The organism is Miltoncostaea oceani (assembly GCF_018141545.1).
GTDB lineage: Bacteria > Actinomycetota > Thermoleophilia > Miltoncostaeales > Miltoncostaeaceae > Miltoncostaea > Miltoncostaea oceani.
The window spans coordinates 637856-657930 of the sequence record NZ_CP064357.1 but is presented as its reverse complement, the minus strand read 5'-3'; the positions used below and the strand labels follow the sequence as shown (position 1 = coordinate 657930).

At 71.2% G+C, this 20075-nt stretch carries 17 protein-coding genes; 7 read left to right on the top strand and 10 right to left on the bottom strand.

From position 1 onward, the window contains the following. The first annotated feature begins 24 nt into the window (after nt 1-24). Entirely contained in the window at nt 25-2868 is a 2844-nt protein-coding gene (locus IU369_RS22120) for a hypothetical protein (RefSeq protein WP_217924606.1), read from the top strand. Between the two features lie 80 nt (nt 2869-2948). Here the strand turns inward: IU369_RS22120 and IU369_RS22115 are convergent, their stop codons facing one another. Continuing rightward, complete coding sequence (locus tag IU369_RS22115; protein WP_217924605.1) at nt 2949-3713, bottom strand: hypothetical protein; 765 nt, start codon at nt 3711-3713, stop codon at nt 2949-2951. An 857-nt stretch (nt 3714-4570) separates the two neighbouring features. Beyond that, a complete protein-coding gene (locus IU369_RS22110; protein ID WP_217924604.1) occupies nt 4571-5098 on the bottom strand; it encodes an RNA polymerase sigma factor in 528 nt (175 codons plus the stop codon). A 209-nt stretch (nt 5099-5307) separates the two neighbouring features. Between IU369_RS22110 and IU369_RS22105 the strand changes: the two genes are divergently transcribed. The 4 genes from IU369_RS22105 to IU369_RS22090 all read left to right on the top strand — a co-directional run bounded on the left by IU369_RS22105 (nt 5308) and on the right by IU369_RS22090 (nt 9543). After that, on the top strand, nt 5308-5826 hold the full coding sequence (locus tag IU369_RS22105; RefSeq protein WP_217924603.1) for a hypothetical protein: 519 nt from the start codon (nt 5308-5310) through the stop codon (nt 5824-5826). Between the two features lie 173 nt (nt 5827-5999). Then, complete coding sequence (locus tag IU369_RS22100; protein WP_217924602.1) at nt 6000-6524, top strand: RNA polymerase sigma factor; 525 nt, start codon at nt 6000-6002, stop codon at nt 6522-6524. After that, nucleotides 6521-8128: a hypothetical protein gene (locus IU369_RS22095; RefSeq protein ID WP_217924601.1), complete on the top strand. Its 1608-nt coding sequence runs from the start codon at nt 6521-6523 to the stop codon at nt 8126-8128. The genes IU369_RS22100 and IU369_RS22095 overlap by 4 nt, the downstream gene beginning before the upstream one ends. Nucleotides 8129-8160: 32 nt before the next feature. Next, nucleotides 8161-9543, top strand: a complete 1383-nt coding sequence (locus tag IU369_RS22090) for a hypothetical protein (protein WP_217924600.1) — start codon at nt 8161-8163, stop codon at nt 9541-9543. A 761-nt stretch (nt 9544-10304) separates the two neighbouring features. Here IU369_RS22090 and IU369_RS22085 read toward each other — a convergent pair. The 8 genes from IU369_RS22085 to IU369_RS22050 all read right to left on the bottom strand — a co-directional run bounded on the left by IU369_RS22085 (nt 10305) and on the right by IU369_RS22050 (nt 17608). Then, on the bottom strand, nt 10305-11957 hold the full coding sequence (locus IU369_RS22085) for a hypothetical protein (protein ID WP_217924599.1): 1653 nt from the start codon (nt 11955-11957) through the stop codon (nt 10305-10307). Next, nucleotides 11954-12475 (bottom strand): RNA polymerase sigma factor, encoded by a 522-nt coding sequence (locus tag IU369_RS22080; RefSeq protein ID WP_246551631.1) that lies wholly within the window; start codon nt 12473-12475, stop codon nt 11954-11956. Before IU369_RS22080 ends, IU369_RS22085 begins: the two co-directional genes overlap by 4 nt. A gap of 299 nt (nt 12476-12774) precedes the next feature. Beyond that, nucleotides 12775-13131 (bottom strand): hypothetical protein, encoded by a 357-nt coding sequence (locus IU369_RS22075; RefSeq protein ID WP_217924597.1) that lies wholly within the window; start codon nt 13129-13131, stop codon nt 12775-12777. A 49-nt stretch (nt 13132-13180) separates the two neighbouring features. Beyond that, a complete protein-coding gene (locus IU369_RS22070) occupies nt 13181-13759 on the bottom strand; it encodes a hypothetical protein (RefSeq protein WP_217924596.1) in 579 nt (192 codons plus the stop codon). A 106-nt stretch (nt 13760-13865) separates the two neighbouring features. Beyond that, nucleotides 13866-14375, bottom strand: coding sequence for a hypothetical protein (locus IU369_RS22065; protein ID WP_217924595.1), 510 nt, complete (start codon nt 14373-14375; stop codon nt 13866-13868). A gap of 115 nt (nt 14376-14490) precedes the next feature. Further along, nucleotides 14491-15942, bottom strand: coding sequence for a HEAT repeat domain-containing protein (locus IU369_RS22060; RefSeq protein WP_217924594.1), 1452 nt, complete (start codon nt 15940-15942; stop codon nt 14491-14493). A gap of 365 nt (nt 15943-16307) precedes the next feature. Continuing rightward, entirely contained in the window at nt 16308-17063 is a 756-nt protein-coding gene (locus tag IU369_RS22055; protein WP_217924593.1) for a hypothetical protein, read from the bottom strand. Beyond that, on the bottom strand, nt 17060-17608 hold the full coding sequence (locus IU369_RS22050) for an RNA polymerase sigma factor (RefSeq protein ID WP_217924592.1): 549 nt from the start codon (nt 17606-17608) through the stop codon (nt 17060-17062). The genes IU369_RS22055 and IU369_RS22050 overlap by 4 nt, the downstream gene beginning before the upstream one ends. Before the next feature lie 399 nt (nt 17609-18007). Here IU369_RS22050 and IU369_RS22045 point away from each other — a divergent pair, with 399 nt between their 5' ends. Both IU369_RS22045 and IU369_RS22040 read left to right on the top strand, forming a co-directional pair. Beyond that, nucleotides 18008-19594 carry a hypothetical protein gene (locus IU369_RS22045; protein WP_217924591.1) on the top strand — a complete coding sequence of 529 codons (1587 nt, stop codon included), beginning with the start codon at nt 18008-18010 and terminating at the stop codon, nt 19592-19594. Between the two features lie 178 nt (nt 19595-19772). Next, entirely contained in the window at nt 19773-20072 is a 300-nt protein-coding gene (locus IU369_RS22040) for a hypothetical protein (RefSeq protein ID WP_217924590.1), read from the top strand. Nucleotides 20073-20075 lie beyond the last annotated feature (3 nt).

Below are 20075 nucleotides of genomic sequence, written 5' to 3'. Positions count from 1 at the left end.
TCGCACCGGGCCTGAGCTCGGACGATGACCGACGCGCCCGCCCTGCTCGAGCTGCCGCACTTCGAGGTCACACGGATCGAGCCTCCCCCGGAGCGACCTCCGAGCGTCGAGTCCGGCAAACAGCTGGCGTCGTTCGTCGCCGAGGCGGCCGAGCGGGCGACCAGCGTGCCCGGACCGGAACCGCCGAAGATCGGCTTCGTCTTCACCGTGGCCGGCAAGAAGATCACGCCGGTCCCCGAGCACGAACTCGCCGACTATCTGGAACAGGTCTTCACCGGCGCCGGCATGGACGGCTTACAGCAGCTGGTCGCCGGACTCGAGCTTGGGGAGACCTTCGCTGCCCAGGAGAGGGAATCCAAGAGAGCCAAGCGGGAGGCGGCAGAGCAACTGGCTGCCTACGCGGAGACGAGGACCGGTTCGTCCACGGGGATGCTCGAACCCGTGGATCCCGGCAACCGCCGGCGACGCCTCGAGTTCGCTCTCACGGAGCGCGTCGGCGATAGCGGCGACCCTGCCGCCCGTCGCCTGAGGCAGGTGATCGCGGAGCTGCTGGCACGGTTCGACGCGGTAGCCGCGGCGGTAGTGGCCCCCGCGGTAGAGACCGCCACCGAGATGTTGAGCAGCGAACACGACAAGGCCGACCGGGAGTTCCGCCGCTACGGGCTGAAACGCTTCCAACCGGCCCCCGGGGCGGGCCAGTTCGAGATCTGGGTCCCACCCCAATCGGTGTTCGGTGAGGGCAACGAGGACGCCGCGGAGCTGAAGAAGCTGCTGAGGGCCCTCTTGGAGCTCAAGGCAGCCGCGGCGGACCCACAGACCCGGCGGGCCGAGGACGCCGAGAAGCTGCTGACCCCCGACATCCTCGAGCGCGTGCTCGGCAAGGGACATGCCGACCTGCCGGCGGCGCAACTCGAGCAACTGCGCGCCGACGCCGCCCAGCAGAAGGCACCGGAGGACCGGCTCCTCGCCGAGTACCTGATCGCACGTGCTCGGATCTGCCACCTCCACCCGGTCGCCGCCCGGCTCGTCGAGAACGTGCCCCTCGAGGACCTCGGGACAAGCCCTCCGCGAGACCGGGTCGCTCTGAGCGACTACACCGCAGGCGCCCTCAAGACGGTCAAGACCTCCACGGCGGCGCTTAGAGAACGCTTGCAGAGCGACCCCGAGCTGGTCTGGAAGCTGCCGCATGCAGTGAGGACGGCTGCAAGGGATATCGGCTACGCCGAGGACAGCTTCGAGGCCCAGTGCATCGAAGAGAAGATCGCGATCGTCAGGGAGACGCCGGCGCCCGTCGAGGCGGTGATGGGAGTCATCGGCGTCGTGATGGTCCCCCTGACGTTCCTGACCGACGGCCTCGCCCTCGTGGTCGTCCAGTTGGTCGGATTGGCCCTGACAGGAGCCGGTCTGCACGGATACGGGCGGGAGGTCGAGCTCGCCAGCAGCGCCATCGACCCGGAGCAATCAGGGCTCAGGGAGAGTCCGACACCGTTCTGGGCCCTCCTTGATGCCATCGGAGCAGTCACCGATGGCCTCGGGTTCCTCTGCTCCGCCGTCCTCAAATCAGGAAGAGCCGTCCGAGCCTACGCACGTGTGCGCTCGCTCCAGAAGACGACCCAGCTCGCCCACGGCAAGGCCAGCAAGCAGGTCGCGCAGACCATGGAGGCCCTCCTCCCGAGGGCGAAGGCCGGCGTTGCGCCAGAGATCGAGGCCCTCGGGATTCCGGACACGAAGGCCAAGGGAGCCGCCCAGAAGCTCGAGAAGGCGAGCCTCGAACCGCCGACGACGCCGCATGCCCCGCCCGCCGGGCCGCTCGACCCCAAGCTCGCTGACGTCCTCTCCCGAGCGAAGCAGGGCAAGCGGATCCACATCGACGAGGCTCTGAGCCTCCCGACTGAGCTCCTGCAGAAGGAGCCCAGCCTCCAGCGCGAGTTCGACCGGGCGATCGCGCGCGCCCACCTCGGTCGCGGCGCAGATGGCCGGCGGGTCGCTGCGATCATCCGCTTAGAGCTCGAGCCGGGAGAGCTCGCCCGCTACGTGGTCTCGAAGCGTCTGTCCTCCGCGGCGGTACCCGACCGCGACGCCGTCGCCGCGTGGATCTACGAGGCCGTGAACTTCAAAGCGGCGAACCGGATCGTTGAGGCCCGGCGACCCGAGCTGGGCCGCATCTGGCCCGACTGGGAGAAGCACTACGAGCTCGCCACCAAACGCGACGTGACGGCGCCCGCGCTGCTCGGCGACCAGTTCAAGAAGTCGGCCGATGCGCTCGGCGGTCTCTACAGCCGGGATACCTTCAAGATCAAGCTGGATGGGGTCGACGTGGAGGTGGGCATCTACCACCCGCTCACATCCACCCAGGTCAAAGGACCGGCCGCCGCAGTCGGGGCGGCCGAACAGTTCGCCAAGGACGCGCTCCGAGACCTCTACGGGATCATCCGGGTGCCGCTGGAAGGTGGGGGCACCCGCCTCTACATGTCCTTCGACCGGGCAATCCTTGAGATCGGCGTGGAGCATCCGCAGATCTGGGATCTCCTGCCACTCCAGCAGGCGTCGACCCAGAGGCGGCTGGTGGCCGCGGGAGCCGAGTTCGAGTCCCACGCGGCGAGAAGGTTGAAGACCGCCATCAAGAGATTCGAGACGACGGGCTACGGCGGAGAGTTCGGCGCGGCGATGGATCGCACCATCGACGGCATGAGCCCCAAAGCACGGAAGGCCGTCGCCGATCAGCTGAATCGGGTCGGAGGAGGCTTCCCCGACCCAGGCCGCGGATGGGAGCCCATCCGGGTCATCGACTCACTACTCGACAGGCCTCAGGCCAGACAGCTCGCCGAGACCCTCCAGAAGGCAATCGCGGCTGGCAACCCGAAGTAGGCAGGGGGCCGAAGAAGGTTTGGTTACTCCATCACTCCCTGAGGCGAGCCGGAGAACGTCAACAATGCGGATGGCTGCACCTAGCCGATCACCCGGGGCTCCGACCACTCCGTCCCAGCCTTCTCCGAGAAGTAGACGCCGGCGCTGCCGCCGCGACATCCGGTCCACGCGATCGTCGCTCTACCGTTGTCGGAGGCTGCGAGGGCCGGTGCGATCGGATCTGATGCTGGGTCACTGACGGTCACGGCTTGGCTCCATGAACCGGATGATCCGTCGGCCGCCTTGATGCGCGTAAGTCCTTGGCCGTTGTTGGGGCCCTCAGCCCACGCGACCGTCGCTCTTCCTGAACCGTCGATGGCGACGCGTGGTGCGGTGGCTGGGACGCCGGTGGCGGACAACCGAACGGCTCGGCTCCAGCGGCTGTCTGCGGCGCTGTAGGTCAGAGCCTGGATGTCACGGTCGACGCGAGCGGTGGGGGCGCGGGAGGGGAAGCGTGGCCCGCGGACGCCGCGGGCCCGGCCGCGGAACGCCACGGCCGCATCGCCGCCGCGGCTGACCGCCAACGCGACGTCGGGGCTGTAGAGCCCGGTGTTCGCAATGACCCGGACCCGCCAGGTCCGGGCTCCGGCCCTGAGGGTCCCGGCCACCAGATTCGTGCCCCGCATCCACAGTGCCGTCACGTTCCCATGCGCGTCGACCCCGGCTGCGCTCGCGTCGTAGCTCTGTCGCCGGTCGGCGAAGCCCCCGGCCTCGATTCCCCCTAAGGGTGAGAGCCTCTGCCACGCCGTCCCGGGGAAGCTCCCGGAGCCGACGAGGGTGATCGTCCCGTTGTCGGCCAAGGCCACCGCGGGAGCGAAGTTCCACCGCGCCCTCAGCCCGGCGGGAGGAACGTTGGGACCGCGTCCCTCAGGGCCGCCTAAGGCGGCAACAACTCGCCACTCTCCGTTCGGTGCGCGGCGCGCCAGGACAGGGAAGGGATCAGAGACCGAGGCCTCGCCGCTGCTTCCGTAGCCGACTCGGCGACCCACCGTCCACAGCGCAGAAGCGTTGCCAGTATCAGTGGTCGCCAGTCGCGGCGGTTCGTATGGAATAGAACGGTATGTCGGGTCCTTAAGGGTTCGCGGAGAGCCCCATCCGGCTGCGGGCGTCCAATCGACCACCTGCGTCGCCTTACTCGTCCAACCGAGAAGAGCGTCGCCATCGGCGGTCATGGTCAGCGCCAGCGACCGTGGCAGGAAGTTTCTCGGCAGCTGCGGCGAGACGGCCTGCGCCTGACCCCATGCGCCGTCGCCTACACGCGTGGCTGCCTGGATCCTGCCGCCGCGTGCCACCCAGCTGACGACAGCATCGCCTGCATTCGAGACGCCGCTCGCGGGCGCATAGAAGTTGAGTTGCTGGGGACCTGCGCCCCGGTCTGCGAACAGCTGGCATGCGACGGGGGTGGCAGGGCCCCCGCCGCCGAGGTTGGCGACGCCGAACGCGGTCGCCCCGCCGACGATCACCGCGCCCACCAACACCACCAGGCCCCTCCGCCGACCGACACGGCGCCGGCGAGGCGTCGGGAGGCCATCCGGGGCCCCAGTGTTTCGAGCGGCCTCGACGGCGAGGGCCTGGATGCGGTTCCGTGCGGCCGTGGTTGCCGCTGGGTCGGGTCCCCCGATGGCGCGGGCCAGAGTACGGAGGCGTTCCTCTATGTCGCTCATTAGCGCGCGACCTCCAGCAGGGTGCGAAGCTCAGTCAGGGCCCTCGAGAGCCTCGAGGTCACGGTCCCGGTGGGCACGCCGAGCGCGTAGGCGATTTCGGAGGGCTCGAGGTCACCGAAGTACCGGAGCGCGATCACCACGCGACGATCTTCGGAGAGGCGGCGGATCGCGGCGATGAGCAGATCGTGATCCCCGGAAAGCTCGGCGTGATCCGGACGGTGCCCGTTGGGACTGGGGTCGGCCACCAGGATCTCCCGCCGTCGGGAACGAAGCACGTTCATCGAGTGATTCGCCGTGATCCGGGCGAGCCAAGGGCGGAAGGGCCGACTGGTGTCGAAGCGAGCAAGGGACGAGAAAGCTCGGGCGATCGACTCCTGTGCAGAGTCATCCGCGCCCGCCCGATCGCCGAGGACCGAGTAGGCCGTCCACCAAGCCGTCGGCCAATAGCGGTCGAAGAGCGCCCGAGCCGCGTCTTCCGAACCCCCGAGTACCCCGGACACAAGATCGTTGTCGTCTGCGTTCTCCACTCGGACTACTTACACGCCGGGACCCATCTGAACTCCCGACACGCCCCATTCCTTTGCGGGACCCCGGCGGCCGCCCGGGGGTCCCGATCTATAGGTGTCGTCGCTCCGGAGCAGAGAGGACCCCTCCTCTCTCGCCGGCGGAGGGTGTCGCAGGGAAGTCAAGCGAGCCGCTGCTCGACGGGGTCCGCCCTGGGTGAGAAGCTCGGGTCATGCTTCCTGCAGTCGGCGTAGTCCTCTGGTTCCTCGCGCTCGGCGTCGCTCTCTACGCCCGGTCCGTTTCCCGCCACGCCCTTCGGGTCGCCCTCGATGAGCAGCGCCGAAACGACTTGCGCGCACTCGGTGAGATGGCCACCGCCGTTCAGCTCGCAGCAGAGGCATACGTCCGCGCGGCATCGGCCGAGGGTGCAAGCGTCGAACGAAACCGGGTAGCTGTCTCGGCGAGGGAGTACGTCCTCGCCAGCCGGGCGCTGGAGCAGGTCGCCGGTCGTGTCTGGAGTGACGCACGGTGTCGCCCGTGGCTGGCGTTGCTCTGCGACGAACGCCATCCCGAGCTCGTCGTCCGTGCAGAGGCCGCCGGGGGGCTGCTGCCGGTGCTCCGCCGCCTAGACGCCGAGCGACGCGACCGGCTGCCGGCAACCGGGGGTAGCGCGCTTTGGCGCTGGCGGGCACGGCTCGGACTGGTGCGGCTCGCGGCACGTGGTCTGGGTAGGCGACCCTCGAAGATCTGAACTCTCGTCGCGCACGCTGAGCGGCTCGCAGTGCTGCAAGCCGCCCTCGCCCGCCGCCGCTGCGGATACTCCACCGTCGCCTAGGCGTCGCCCTCGCCGCCAACGCAGCGGGAGCAGACCTGACGGGGTGCGGGATGGATCTGGGTGTCCGCCCCGTCAAGGAGTGTGTGGACGTGGACGCGCTCTCGGATCCGGGCTTGGTCGCCGCCGCCCTCGACGGCGACGCCGAGGCGCGTGGTGCCCTGTTCACCCGGCACTGGCGGATGGTGTGGCGTAGGGCCTACACCGTCACCGGGCGCCAAGACCTGGCGGATGACGTCACCCAGGACACCTTCGAGCGGGCGTTCCGCCACCTCGCGACGTTCGACCGGGAGCGCGCGAGCTTCGGAGCATGGATCGCGCGGATCGCCGTGAACCGGTCGATCGACCTGTTGCGGGCCGAGCGGCGGACGCTGCCGATCGACGCCGCCCTCGAGGTGGGTGCCTGGGACGCCGAGCCCGGCGGTGACCGGGCGCTGCAGGCCGCTCTCGCCCGCGTCGACGTCGACCGTCGAAGTGTGCTCGTTCTGAGGTATTGGCTCGATCTGAGCGGGGCGGAGATCGCCGAGACGCTTGGGGTCCCGATCGGGACCGTGAACTCGCGCATGTCCCGGGGCCTCTCGGAGCTGCGGGCACTCCTTGAGGGGGGTGACGCGTGAGGGACCTCGAGGAGCGCCTCCGTCGCGGGCGTCCCCCGGAGGCTGAGCCGCCACCGGGGACCGGTGAGCGCCTCTGGGCGGCGCTCCAGGCCGAGCCGCGCGGTCATGGCCGGGCCCGCTCACCCGAGGGGTGGCGACGCACGTTCGGTGGACGGGGCGGCCGGCTCCTCGGCGTCGCACTGCTCGCCCTCGCCGGGGGCGGCGCGGTCGCCTACGCGACGGGGGTGATCGGGGGGGACCGCGGCGAGCAGGCCGCCGCGGCGGCGCCCCCGGCCGAGTGGGGGCCGCCCACGGTGCTGAGCGGCGGCCACGGCGGTCCCCCGAGGCCGCGCCTGGGGATCGATGGTGCGGGTGGCGTGGTGGTCGCATGGTCACGTGGCGGTGCCGTCGAGGCGTCGAGTCGCCCGGCAGGGGGGGCCTGGGGCCGGCCTGTGCGTCTGTCGCCGGAGGGGGTGCCGGCTGGGGATCCGGAGGTCGCGGTCGCTGGTGATGGTTCGGCGCTGGCGGTCTGGCAGGAACGCCGCGACGGCCGCGTCGAGCGACGGGTGCTGCGGCTCCCCGACGGATCCCTCGCCGGGGTCATCACCCGCCGTGTGGGGGGCCGCTACGTCCTGGTCGCCCGCCGCCGCCCCGCCGGCGGTGCCTGGGAGGCGCCGGTCGATGTCTCGGAGGCAGGGGGCAACCGCCGCGACGCCGCCGAGGCGAGGGTCGTCGCCACCGCCGACGGGTTCATCGTTGCCTGGGCTCGCGCCGACCGCGTCGAGACACGCCGCGTCGCCCTTGAGGGAACCCTCGACGAGGTCCGCGCCGTCGGCGAGGCGGGGGAGGGCCAGCCACTGCAGCTTGCCCTCGCCGCGGACTCTGGCGGGGAGGCGGTGCTGACGTGGGGCCGCCGAGTGGCCCAGCAGGAACCCGCCGGCTACCAGGCGCCCGTCTACTCGGTGGAGGCCGTTCGCGGCGACCGTGACGGTTGGGGGGATCCCGTCGTCATTGCGGGGGACATGGTGCAGGCCCCCCAACCTGCTGCGGCCATCGGCCGAGGCGGCGAGGCGACGGTGGCGTACCTATCGACCAACCTCGGACTTCCCTCCCACATCGCCGCCGCGCGAGCCGACGCCGCCGGCGAGTGGGGTGCACCGGTGCGCCTTTCCTCCACGGCTCGGTCGGCGTACGCGCCGAACGTCGCCATCGACGGCGACGGGAGGGCCGTCGCCCACTGGTCGGTGGGTGCGGCGACCCAGTACTCGGTGGCGGACGACAGTGTTTGGAGCGCGCCCGTCGGCCACGGCAGCGGCGGACTCGTCGGCCAGTACAGCCGGGCGCAGCCTGCGCTCGCGTCCGACGGCGCCGGGCGCCTCCTCGGCGCGTTCGCCAGGCACGCAGGCATCGAGGTGCGCGACTGGCCGCGCGGCGGCCCCTTCGGACGTCCCCAGGTCGTCACGGACGGCACGGGCTGGCAGTTCGGTTTCGGCGGCATCGCCGCCTCGCCGTCGGGGGCGGCGGCGGTCGTCATCGTCGGGTTCGGGCGGGACGGCTCGAGGGGCAGGGGGTGGGACGTGCGGGTGGCCGTCCGCGATCCAGAGCCGAGGGGGGAGCGCGGATGAGGCGGTTCGCGAGTGCCGCGACTGGTTGCGTGGTGGTTGGCGTCCTACTCGCCCCAGGGTGCGGCGGCGGCGGGGAGGAGGCGACCACGATCCCCTCCCGGCCCGCGGCCGGTTGGGGTCCGCCCGTCGTCCTGCCCGTTCCCGCCCCACCGTCGTATGCGGAGGCCGTCGCCCGGCCCGATGGGACGGCGATCGCGGTCTGGGTCGACCGGGGTGCCGGGGCCGCGGCGCAGGTGATGTCGGCGGAACGCGACTCCCTGGGGGTCTGGGGTGCCGGGGTACCCGTCGCGGAGGCCAGCCCGACACCCATCCAGGGCGCGCGGGTCGTCGTCGGCGGGGACGGCGTCGCGACGGCGGTCTGGGCCCTCTGGGATCGCCCGGGCGGTGCCGTCTTCGCGTTCGTCCAGGCGGTCCGCCAGGGACCCGACGGGTCGTGGGGTGAGGTGCAGACCCTCTCCCGCGGCACGAACGGCATCAACGAGGTCCTCGCCGCCGCCCGCGACGATGGTCGCGTCACCGTCGTCTGGTCGGGGAGCGAGCGCCGTGACGGCAGCTACCACCCCGAAGTCCGCTCCGCCTCCCGGTCGGCACGCGGCGACTGGACGTTCGCGCGGGTCGCGGGCCGCACGCGCGGCGATGGGTACCTGCCAGGCGGCGGTCTGGTGGCTGTCCCCGGGCGGGAGCGGACACGGTTGATCTGGTCGGCGCTTCCCCGAGGGGGAGCCCCAGGGCGGATCCTCACGTCCACCCTCGACCGACGGGGCCGTTGGTCGACGCCGCGGGCCATCGCACCCACGGGGTCCCAGGCGAGCGAGTTGACCGTCGCCGCGGGCCCCGACGGCACCACCACCGCGGCATGGAAAGTGGGCGACGGGCGGCTCCGCGTCGCCCGGGCCGCCGCGGCGGGGTGGAGCAATCCCCAGACCGTCCCCGGAGGCTCCATCACCGGCCAGCCAGCGATCGCCGCCGGAGCCGACGGCGAGGCCGTGGTCGTCACGGAACAGGTGACAGGCGGGGGTCGCCGCTCCGAACTGCGGGCGCAGCGAATCGACCGCGACGGCGCCCTCGGCCCCATTCGGACGCTCGCCGGGCGTTCCCTGCCTGCTTCACCCCCGGATGGGAGTGGCGGCTCGTGGGCTGCGGCCGCGACGATAAGCGCCGACGGTCGAGCCCTCGTCGCGTGGACGTTCGGCGGGACCCGTCCCGACGGCGTCCCCGTTCATGAGGAGATCCGCTCGCGCCTCGACGACGGCGCAGGCGCCTGGGATCCCACTGAGACGGTCTCGAAGTTTCCAACTCCCATCGCCGGCGTCATCCCGTCCACCGATGGGCTCGCTGACGGCGGGTTCCAGGTGCGTTGGCAGGCTGACCGCAACCCCGATGTCCCGCCTCAGGCGAGCATCAGGCTCGGGTGAGCGCCCCGCGCTCTGCCACTAGCCTGCGTGGAGTGCTTCGCTCCACCACTTCGAAGGGGCTCCGGCTGGGCGCCGCGCCTCGTGGTCGTGGCCGTGTGTGGAGGCCTCACTGCCTGTGGTGACGATCGATCGGCCGTGCCTCCAGGGGACGCTACCGCGATTTTTGCGGCCCTTCGCGACGCACAGGCGATCGGCCCTCAAACCTGCGGAGGCGTCAGTCGGCCGGTCACCGCTTCGACCCGTGCGGCATACGCGCTGATGATCAGGGTCTCGGCTGCCAACCCAGAGGCGGAGCTCCAGAGCCCGGACTTCGCAGACCACCATCCGCCGATCCGCAGTTGGCTCGCGGGCGCCGCCCGGGGGATCGCTGATTGCCGCGCTCGGGTCCCGGCAACGGGACGCGGATGGCGTGCTCTCCAGGCCCGGCTCGAGCAGGCGGCAGGGGGTGCGTCGCCCCCATGACGCGCAAGTGGACCGCGGCTAACCCGTCTCGCCAGGCACTCGGTCCTGGGTCAGCGGGGCTTGTCCGCGGCCGCCCTTAAGGTCCGCATATGGGAGGCCGGGGGAGGTCAATCATCGCCATCGCGGTACTGGTCTTGGTGGTCCTGATGGTGGTCGCGTGGCTTACGGGAGCGAGCTGCGAGGGTTGCCGGTAGCGGCCCCTTGAGCGCGTGCGGCGATCAGTGCTCGACACCGCCAGAGACTCGGCTGCGGCTGACGGGACCTGGGCGCATGAGGGGGAGGGGTCCCATAGTCCGAGGTCATCCCCGGTAGGGGACGTCAGTTTCGGCGAGGGCCACTCCGGCGCGGTCGTAGGTGGTGATCGTCGTGGCCCGTCGCCTCGGCGTCATGTGCCGCGCCGGGACCTCGTAGAGGACGTGGCCCTCGACCGGGGTGAGGCGCGTCGTGTCTCCGTCGGCGTAGGCGATCTCGACGCTGGCGACCTGCGGGGCGAACCGCCCCTGGAACAGGTTCGCTACTCGATCGATCCGCCGGATGAAGCCGCCGGTGACGACGTCGTAGCCGAGGGGCGGGTCCCCGGGCCGGGAGCAGCTCTTGCTCCTGACGTCGCCGTTGACGTAGACCCAATCGCACTGGCCGCCACCGATGTTCGGTGCGACGCGGATCGATGCGCGGCCGCCGCCGCGCAGGTCGACGCCGATGAGTTGGCGTTCGCGTGTGCGGTCGGGCGTGAACTGTTTAGGCGCGTCGGCGTGGGTGTTGAAGGGCAGCGAGAACGTGCCGACGGGGCCGGTGAAGGTGAGTCGGCGGACGTCGTCGGCGGGGGAGAGGGTGAAGACGTTGTTGGTGACCGGCACGATTCGTCCGTCGTCGGCGCGCACCGCGGTGATCCCGTCGCCTACCAAGCCGCTGACCCGGATCGGGCCGCCCCTGCGCCGGCCACCCATGAGCCTGGCGCCGCGGGACAAGAACGTGCTGCCGGCACCGCACTGGGAGCCGCCAATCAGGCGCTCTATCTCAACGAAGCACAGGCGGTCCCCCGGGAAGGTCACGACGACGAGGCGGACGTCGTCCGTCTCGAGTGCCAGCACAGCGCGCGTCGGTTGAGGGTCTCCGTGGGCGACAGGGGTCGCCCAGATCACCTCGTCGAGGGGAACCGTCGGAAGCGTCGGGTCGCTGAGGACCGACAACTCGGTGCTGGCGGGGAGGAGCGGGTCGGCGATGTCCTCCTCGTTACCCGATGGGAGCCAACGTCCGGCGACCCCCTCGCGCACATAGGTCCTACGGCCCGGGCCGTCGCAGGCTGGCGACTCGGGGTCGTCGGCGCCGAGCAGCAACTGGCATCGGGCGATGGCGATGGGGTTCCCGTCGAAACGGAAGGGCAGGGTGTTGACCAGGCCGCTGACGGTTGACCAGCCGAAGGGTGCGGCCGGATCAAGGGCGAGCTTTCCGTCGTCGCGGACCATCACCACCTTGCCGGCGGGCAAGGGGTCGTCCAACGCCACCCCCTTGGGCAGGACCTCACCTTGGGCGCGGGCCGCGCTGTACGCGGTGAGGGCCTCGGTGTAGCTCGTCCCGGCAGGGAACAGCAGGGAGGGACGCTCGGGCAACTCGGAGTAGCGGGGTGGGCGGGTGCGCGCGTACCCGCCCGGCAGGATGTCGGTCGCGGGCAGCACGTATGCGTCCTGGTCGCCGCTGCCGAAGGGCGGGAGGTCGCGGACGCTCCAACCGCTTGCCGCGAGCGCCCCACCCGCGACCGCTACCGCGATCGCCGCGGCCAACAGGAAGGGTCGGGAGCGCCGCCACGCGGACCGACGCGGGCTCGGGCGGGACACCCACGGCGCCTGCCGCCTTTCGGCGTGCATCGCGGCGCGTGCCGCGTCGGTGGCGTCGGCGTCGGGTTCGGGCAGCCGCTGCGCGATCGCGCGGAGGCGTGCGTCGAGGTCGCTCATCGCTCCGTCACCCCCATGTGATCCCGGAGTTCCGCGAGGGCCCGGGACAGCCGCGATGACACGGTCCCCTCAGGCACGTCGAGGGCCTCCGCGATCTCGCTCGGCGTCATGTCGAGCCAGTACCGCAGGGACACCGCGACGCGCCGGTCGTCGTCGAGACGTGCGACGGCCTCGACGAGCGCGTCACGCTCATCGACCTCCCGGTAGAGGTCGGGGCTCGTCAGCGTGTCCGGGAGTGCGTCCTCGCGCGGTACCCGGCGCACCATGTCGATGGCCTGGTTGATCGCGATGCGCCGGATCCACGCGCCGAACGACCCATCGGTGCGGAAGGTGTCCAAGGCGCGGATCGCCCTCTCGACCGCCTGTTGAGCGGCGTCGTCCGCGGCGTCCCGGCGGCCGAGGACCGCGTAAGCGGCGCGCCAGGCTCCCCGGAAGTGCCGTGCGAACAGAACGTCCGCGGCATCGCCCGATCCCGCTCGGATCGCGTCAACCAACTCTCTATCGCTGCGGTGCGGCATCTCTGGCATCTAGTACGCGAGTGGGGGGCCCCACACTCCCGCGCTGCTGAATCGGATCGATGTGACGCGGATGGGCCCTGCGGAGAGCACCGGCGTGGCGACCAGGGGCTAGCCCCCTTGGTCACGACCAACCAGCGAAGGCGCCAAAGGTGAGTGGTTCTAGCCGAGCAGGCGCCGGGTGAAACAAGCCTCTCCTCGTGCCCGACAGGCGCGGCGGTACGCGCCCTTGCATTCGACCTGCGCATCCCCAGCACTGAGAGCGCCTCGGGCGAGCCGTCGATCGCGGTGCCTCGCTCTGGCTAGTCCCAGTCGCGCCCGGGCTGATCGACCCTGAAACGGGTCGTCGGTACCCCGAGGAGCTCTACTGCTCCCGCGACGCTCAGGCAGAACCAGAGCTTATGGTCGTCCGCGATCCCGAGCGCGAAGGACAGTGCAATGCCGACCGGTACCACCGCCATCGCGAGGGCGATTGACTGACCGAGACTGAGATCAGGCCACTCGGTCCGGTCGAGGCGAAACCAGTAGAAGCACGTCCAGATGAGGGCGACGCCGATACCGATCACCGCCGCAGTCCCGTTCGAGTCGAGTGGGCCGGCGCCGACCCACGCCCCCGCCACGCTCGCGATGAAGCCCGCGACCCACGCCCAGACCGTCACGCCGTGCCTGCAGGGGAGCGCATGTCGGGTTGTCTGTGTCCTGGCTCCACTACTGCACTCGAAATTCGAACTCGGCGGGGACCGTTGACAACGCGTCGAGGGCTACCGGGTCGGGAATCCACCCGAGGTAGTTCAACTTCAAAAGGAGCCGCTCGCAGGCGGCGGGGGCAAGAATCTCGATCTCCGCCCGGGTAGCGATGTGGGAACACGGCGCCCGATCCTCGCTCCATTCGTCCGCCATGACGGCGAGGTCGACGGGTTCCGCGGGTTCATTCGGGTAGTCGAGTCGGCGCCAGAGTCGCTCGAGGTGTCGGAGCCCGTCCGATGGCGTGGCCGTGCCCGCGGCGACTCCGCCGGCGACCACGGCCACCACGGCGCTCACCGCATCCGTCTCCCCGGTAGGGGGTGCACCGAGCGAGGTGAACGCCTTCTGAGCGGCTCTCTCAGCAGCATTGGTAGCGGCCGGTTCGCGATACAGGGTCACGAGATCCAGGGGCTCTGGGGTGTCGTAGCCGGCGGTGAGGAGCGCCACGCCGACGTCAGGGAGGCCGTCCGAGCGGATGTACCCGCACTGCCAGAGCGCGCGAAGCGCCTGCGGGAATGAAGGGTGAAGCGGGGCCATCTCCACCCGATGAGTCTGCCCCATTAGATTGAACCTCCGTCCATGCCCGGGCGTCCGCGGTCCGTCGGGGTCGGGATCGACCGTGGTGGGTTGGCGCCGGCAGGCGGAGGGGTCAGTCCTCCGCTCCCACCACGAGGACCAGCACGCGCTCGTCGAGATCAACTGTGACGATTTCCACGAAGTCGTTGAGGATGTGACTGAAGTCGTGTCGGCCGGCGGGCCCAGGGTCCCGCAACCGCCAGTGCGACGGGGCATCGGCGACGACGCGGAGGACGCGGTCCTCCAGTCGTTCGGCGACCTCCGGCGACGGCCCGCCGTGGAGGTCGGCCAGATCCTGGAGGGCCCGCGACGCTGCTGCGGCGCTCACCGGTTCGAAGCTTTGGACTGTGATCGCGTCGACCCTGAACGGGCCGTGCCGGGTGCGGGTGTCCCAGTCCTGGGAGTCCGGGGTGTCGTAGTCGTCGCGGTAGTGGGCGTCGCGCAGCAGTAACTCGAGGGCGTGAGCCGGCGTCGTCACGGAGTCCGGCAGCCGGAACCACTTGAGGATGATGAACCGGTAGCCGTCCAGACGCACGTGCTCGTAGCCCTCATAGACGAGGCCGCTGCCGCCGTCCGACTGCACGCGGCGACCGTGCCGCCACCTCCACCAGAGACCGCCGAGCGTTAGGCGCATCGAGCGACCATATCGGGGGCTGACCAGCCTGCTCCGCCGCCGGCCTCTCCGCGTGTCCGGACGGTCAGGGGGCGTCGTCTCGGCGTGCCCGTGCCGCGTCCAGCTTCTCGATGGCGCGCCGGGCGAGGTCGATCACGGTCCGCTCCGCCTCGGCCTTGTCATTCCGGGTCCGTGGTCGGGGACGCGAGGCGATCTCGGCGAGCGCGGGTCGGGCACGCTCCGAGCGGAGATCACCCAACGCCCGAATCGCCCATGGGCGCACCGCCCATGGGCGGATCTCGTCGTCGCCCAGCATCTCCAGACACAGTTCGACCGCTTCGGGTCTCTTCATGCGGCCGACGGCCTCGAACAGCCAGAGTCGGTGACGCCCCCGCTGCGGGTCCCGTACGAGGTCGGCGACGTCCTCGAGGTGCTCGTCGCGGGCGAGGATCGCCAGAGCCCGGGCGGTGAGGTCGGCGAGGCCGTCGTCCCCGGCGCCACCACGGTCCGTGACCCGTCGAAAGAGGTCGATGATCGGCGCCGTCGCGATCGAGGTCGCGCGGACACGTGGGTCCGTCAGTGCCGTCACGATCGCGACTAGAACACCAGGGTGGTCGGTGCGGCCGACGGCCCGAACCAGGATCGGCACTGCGGCACGGACCGCTGCCATGGACGGCAGCCTCCGCCGAGACCACTCCGAGAGATCCGTGACATCGAACCCGGCGGCGCGCAGTTCCTCGACGAGGTCGGCGCTCGCCGCCTCGAACTCCCGACGCCATTGCTCTTCGGGGTCGTCGGGTTCGTTCAGCAGGCGACGGATGAGGGGCCAGTCCCACGCCACGGCCCCCGTGCTGTCGCGGTGGGCGTCGACGAGGTCGGAGACGGCGGCGGCGGCGCCGCGGTCGGCGAGCGTCACCAACTCTGCGCCGGTCGCGTCATCCGCCATGATCACTCCGACGTCGGGGTGGCGTGGCGACACGCCACGGTTGCCTGAGAGCAAGCCGAGTGCACCGAGGGCGAAGGCGGCCGCTTCGTCGGGGCGGCCGCACCGGTCGGCGAGTCGAGCCCGCGCGACGGCGTACCGGAACTGCTCCGTGCGGAAGATCGGATCTCTTGCGAGGACCAGGTCGAGGAGGGTCTTCGCTTCCGCGTAGTGGCCGGCCATGGCTTCACGGAGGATCAGCTCGGCGAGGAGCACGTCAGAGCCTGATGTGATGTTCTCACCCTCCTCCCGGAGGGCGGCGCGGTAGGCGGCCGCCGCCTCGGCAGCGTGTCCGATCTCCTCGTGGTAGCGGCCGAGGGCGGTGTGGGCTGCGGTCACCTCCAGGCGATCGTCAGGGTGGTCGGAAACGACGAGGCGCATGAGGCGGGCCCCCTCGGCCCGCACTTCGTCGTCGCTCCCCTCAAGAAGCGCCTCGGCCTTCAGGCGGATGTACTGGGCGCGGCTCTCGGGACGCGCCCGCGCCAGCCGCGCCGCGAAGAGTTCACGTTCGGACGCATCCCACCGGGACGTCCGGAACCAGTCATCGCCACTCACTTCGCCACCCTCCCGCTTCGGCGGTGCCACACCCCCGCGAACCTAGCTACGCCGATCCATCCGGGGCCAACTTCTGACCATCGTCGTCACTCGCACTGCCCCCCGGCTCCCGAGCGGGATCCTGCCCACCGGCTTCGCCGCGGCACCGGACTGGACGCCTGCTGAGGCCGGGTAGCTGATTGCTGAGGCAAATCAGGAGGGGCTGGTGGTTCTCCTGGAGGCGGTCACCTGCCCCTCCACCCTCGAGCCCTGCCAGATCCTCGATCCGGCTGTTTCTCGGGATGGTGCGCCCTGGGACCCCTTCCGCACGAGGTCCCGGCACCAAGATCCATCCATCCGCAAAGCCGAATCCTTGCCGTGCTCGATCAGCGGAGCGGGATGATCTCCCCGACGCGGGAGCCGGAGGCGTCGAACGCGAGGAGGCGGGTCGGCGCGGGGTGTCCGGTGTCGACGCTGAGGATGAACCAGCCGCCGCCGGTGAGGGCTTCGGTCCGGTCACCGTTGCGGAGCACGGCCACGACGCGGGTTACCGTCGGCGCGACCGAGCCATAGATCTCGCTCGCCCGCGCGGCTGGTGAACGGACTTGAAGGGCGACTCGTAGCCCATCGCCGGGGGTTGTGGCGAGGTCGCGGCGGAGGACCGGCCAAGAGCCCAGGCGCGGTGAGGAGAAGACCACCGCCCCAATACGCGGGTCTCGGACGCGTGCGGTCCAGACGGTGTATCGGCCGTGCCGCGTGTCGTGGGAGTACACCGCCGCGATGCTTGCGGGCCGGACTCGGCGCTCGGGGTTTGGGCCCGCCGCGCGCGCCAGGAGCTCGGTCACACCTCGTCGCCCTGCGCTGGTGTCGGGATACGCCGGGATCGCGGGGGCGACAGACGCCCCCTGTTCCGCCGGCCCGGTCGGTTCCGAAGGGGTCGCGATTATCAAGAGCGTGAGGACGACGGCCAGCGCGACGGCGCCGCCCGCCGCTGCAGCAACCCCGACCGCTCGGTGCCATCCAGGCTGGCTGGCTCCCTGCGCTCGGGCGCGCTGATGGGCATCTCGCAGGCGCCGATCGTCAAGGTGCAGATCACGCATCGGATCGAGCGTCTCGCGGATCGCCTCCTCGAGCGCCTTCATGTCCAATCCTTCCAGTCTGGTCCCATGAGTCGCCGGAGTTCGGCGTCTTCACGGAGGGTTGATCGCGCTCTCGACAGCAACGACGCGGCGGTGCCGGTTCGACAGCCGAGGGCCGTCGCGACGTCGGCATCGCTGAGGTCGTGGAGGTAGCGGAGGATCACGGCGAGCTGCTGGCGCGGCGGGAGCTTTGCCAGCGCGCGGGCGACGCTCAGCCTCAGGAGGACTGCCTCGTGGTCGGCGCCGGTCGTCGCCACTTCTTCGGTGAGTTCGGCCTCCCGGGCTCGCCGGACGGTTCTCCGGCGAAGGGCTCGGCTGAGGTGTCGAACCGCGATCCGGCGCACCCAGGCGTCGAAGGCCCGTCGATCCTTCAGTCGAGGGAGGCCACGCAACACGTCGACGACCACATCCTGCGCCACATCCGCGGCCTTCTCGGGGTCGCGAAGAGTGGCCATGGCGATCGACATTGCGATGCCCCCCGCCCTCTCCGCCAACTCCTCGACGGTGGCTGCCGCCGGGGGAACATCGAGGGGCGCGTGAACGGTCATCGAAGAGAAGGTGTCACGGAGGGGTCGAAACCTTGCGGCTCATTCGCCGGCGAGCGGGCGCGCATACGCATCTGCGTCCCTCGCGATCGCGCGAGGTTCGCCACGTCCGGCCGAACGGGTCGCCGATCGGTCGGTCGCAGCGCCCCACCCGGTCGCTGAGGCATCGGCACTTGTGGTGCACGAGGCGCCGAGGCGCGGGCGGCCTGGTGGCGACGGTAGTGGGATTGCCGCTGCCGCGGCAGCGGGCAGAAGCTGCGCGGCTTACGCGTCCCATGTCAGGCGAGAGGTCGCGACCATCCATCTATGAAGGTTCGCAGCCGTGACCTCTCTGCTCTACCGCGATCCCCCCTTCGGGATACCGTTCGAGAAGGGATAGACGAGGGAGGCCTCATGGGTGCCATGGGAGCGCGCGGGGCGGGGGTGGGGCTCGTAGCGTTGACCGCGCTCGCCGTGGCGGGCTCGGGGGTGGGCGCGCCGCTCGCGACGGGTCCGGTGCTGACACTGTCGGGTGGTGACCCCGAGGTGGCGGCGGTCTCCGACGTCGCCGTGACGGATGCCGGGGACGCCCTCGTCGTCCTCGCGCGACGGAGGTCCGCGACGGAGCCCGTCGTGCTCCAGGTGCGGCAGCGACGCGGCGCCCGCGGCGTTCTCGCCGCCCCTGTCGCCGTCTCATCGTCCGGTTCGTGGAGTGGTGTCGAGGCGGCCCTCGGCGCCAACGGCGACGCGTTCGTCGCGTACCCCGCGCCGAGCGGCCTGGTGGTGAAGGTGCGGCGCGGTTGGACGGGTCGGTGGCGCGACCTCTCGCCCCCGGCCGCCGCCGGCGCGGAGGTCTCGTCGATCCGCCTTGCCCTGACCCCCGGTAGCCGGGGCCGTCTTCTCGATGTCCTGTGGGTGGAGGACGGGGTCCCGGGTCCCGGTACCGGCGGACTGGTCCTGCGCGGTGCACGGCGCACGGCGAGCACCTGGCTCCAGGCCCCGGATGCCCCGGGCGGCGCTCCCGGGGCCGTTGCCTTGGCGTCGGGTGGCGCCGCCCTCGCGGTCAGCGCCACACCCGACGGGCACGTCCGCGCCGTGAGTCGCGGGGGCATCCATGACGCTTGGGAGGGGCCGGTCGAAGTGGCCCGGGTGGGGGTGCCGACGTCGGTGCCTCTCGGTGTCCGCGTCTCCGCGACGGCTGCGGCGAACGGTCTCCTGGTCGCCGGCTGGACGGGGATCCCGCCGGGCGGCACGACACGGCACGCGTTCGTCGCCCGGCGGCTGCCGGGGGCGCCGACATGGGACCCGCCTACGGACCTCGGCGAGGGCGTCCGGCCGCCGGCCGCGTCGGTGAGTGGCGGGGGCTCGATCGCCGTCGCGTGGCCCGGCGCGGAGGGCGACAGCGACGTGGGCCCGGAGCCCCTGCTGTTCCGGACCGTCCCGCCCCTGTCCGGGCCGCCCTCCGACACTCTTGAGACGCTGACCCTCCTCCCCGCTGCGGGTGCCGCGGAGCCTCGTTTCGCCGCCGACGGGTCGTGGGTGGCGGGCATCTTCCCAGGTGAGAACGCCGCTTCGTCCTCCGGCCTCATCGCCTTCGCGGACCGCCCTGGTGGGCGGGTCCGCCGCACCCCGATCCTCGTCGGCGACAGCCGCGGGTTCGCCGCTGGTGAGCGGTCCGCGCTCCTCGCGGTCGCTGCCCCGGCCCGAGGAACGAAGCCTGCCCTCGTCGGCGTCGACGATCTCGGCCCCCTGGGCCTCTCGTCGCCGGGCCGGGTGCGGGCGGGGACCACGGTCGGCGTGAGGTTCCAGCTGTGGCGCCGCACACGCGTCGCGCTGAGTGTGCTGGGCACGCCAGCTCGACCGGCCGTCGTCCGCACCCTCCCTGCGGGCCGGTCCGTCATCCGGGTGCCGCTGCCGGCACGCCCGGGGACCTATGTGATTCGCGCGACCGGCCGGGAGCCCGGTGGGCGCTCGGGCCTCCGCCAGCAGGCCACGGTGCGCGTGAGCTGAGCGGACCCTGAATCCATTCGAATGGGTGGTGCCGGCAGCGCCCTCGATGTCCAGGATCTGACCAATGGGCGTGTCTCCCACCCTGGTCGCCCTCGCCTCCTGGGCGGCGTTCGCGGGTGTCTACGGCGCGGGGGCGGCGTTGTGCGTGCGTGGGACAGACCCACGCCGAGTGGTCGTGATGGAGTCCGCCGTGACGGTGGCGGGGTGTGCCGCCTTGTCCGCGTTCCTCCTGTTCGCCTTGTCCGGTTTCGGCTGCGTCACCGACACCAACGATGATCGCGCCTACTGCGATGACGGCCGCGAGCAGGACCAGCTTTTCTGGGGGCTTCTCACGGTGCCGCTCTTGTCGCTCGCCTTCGTCGTGGTGGGCGTCTACCTGAACCGAGGTGAGGACAAGGGTCGAGGCCTATATACGACGATCGCGGTCACCGCCTCGGTGGTGGCCCCCATCCTCGTCCTCAACGCGGTCACCAACTGATCG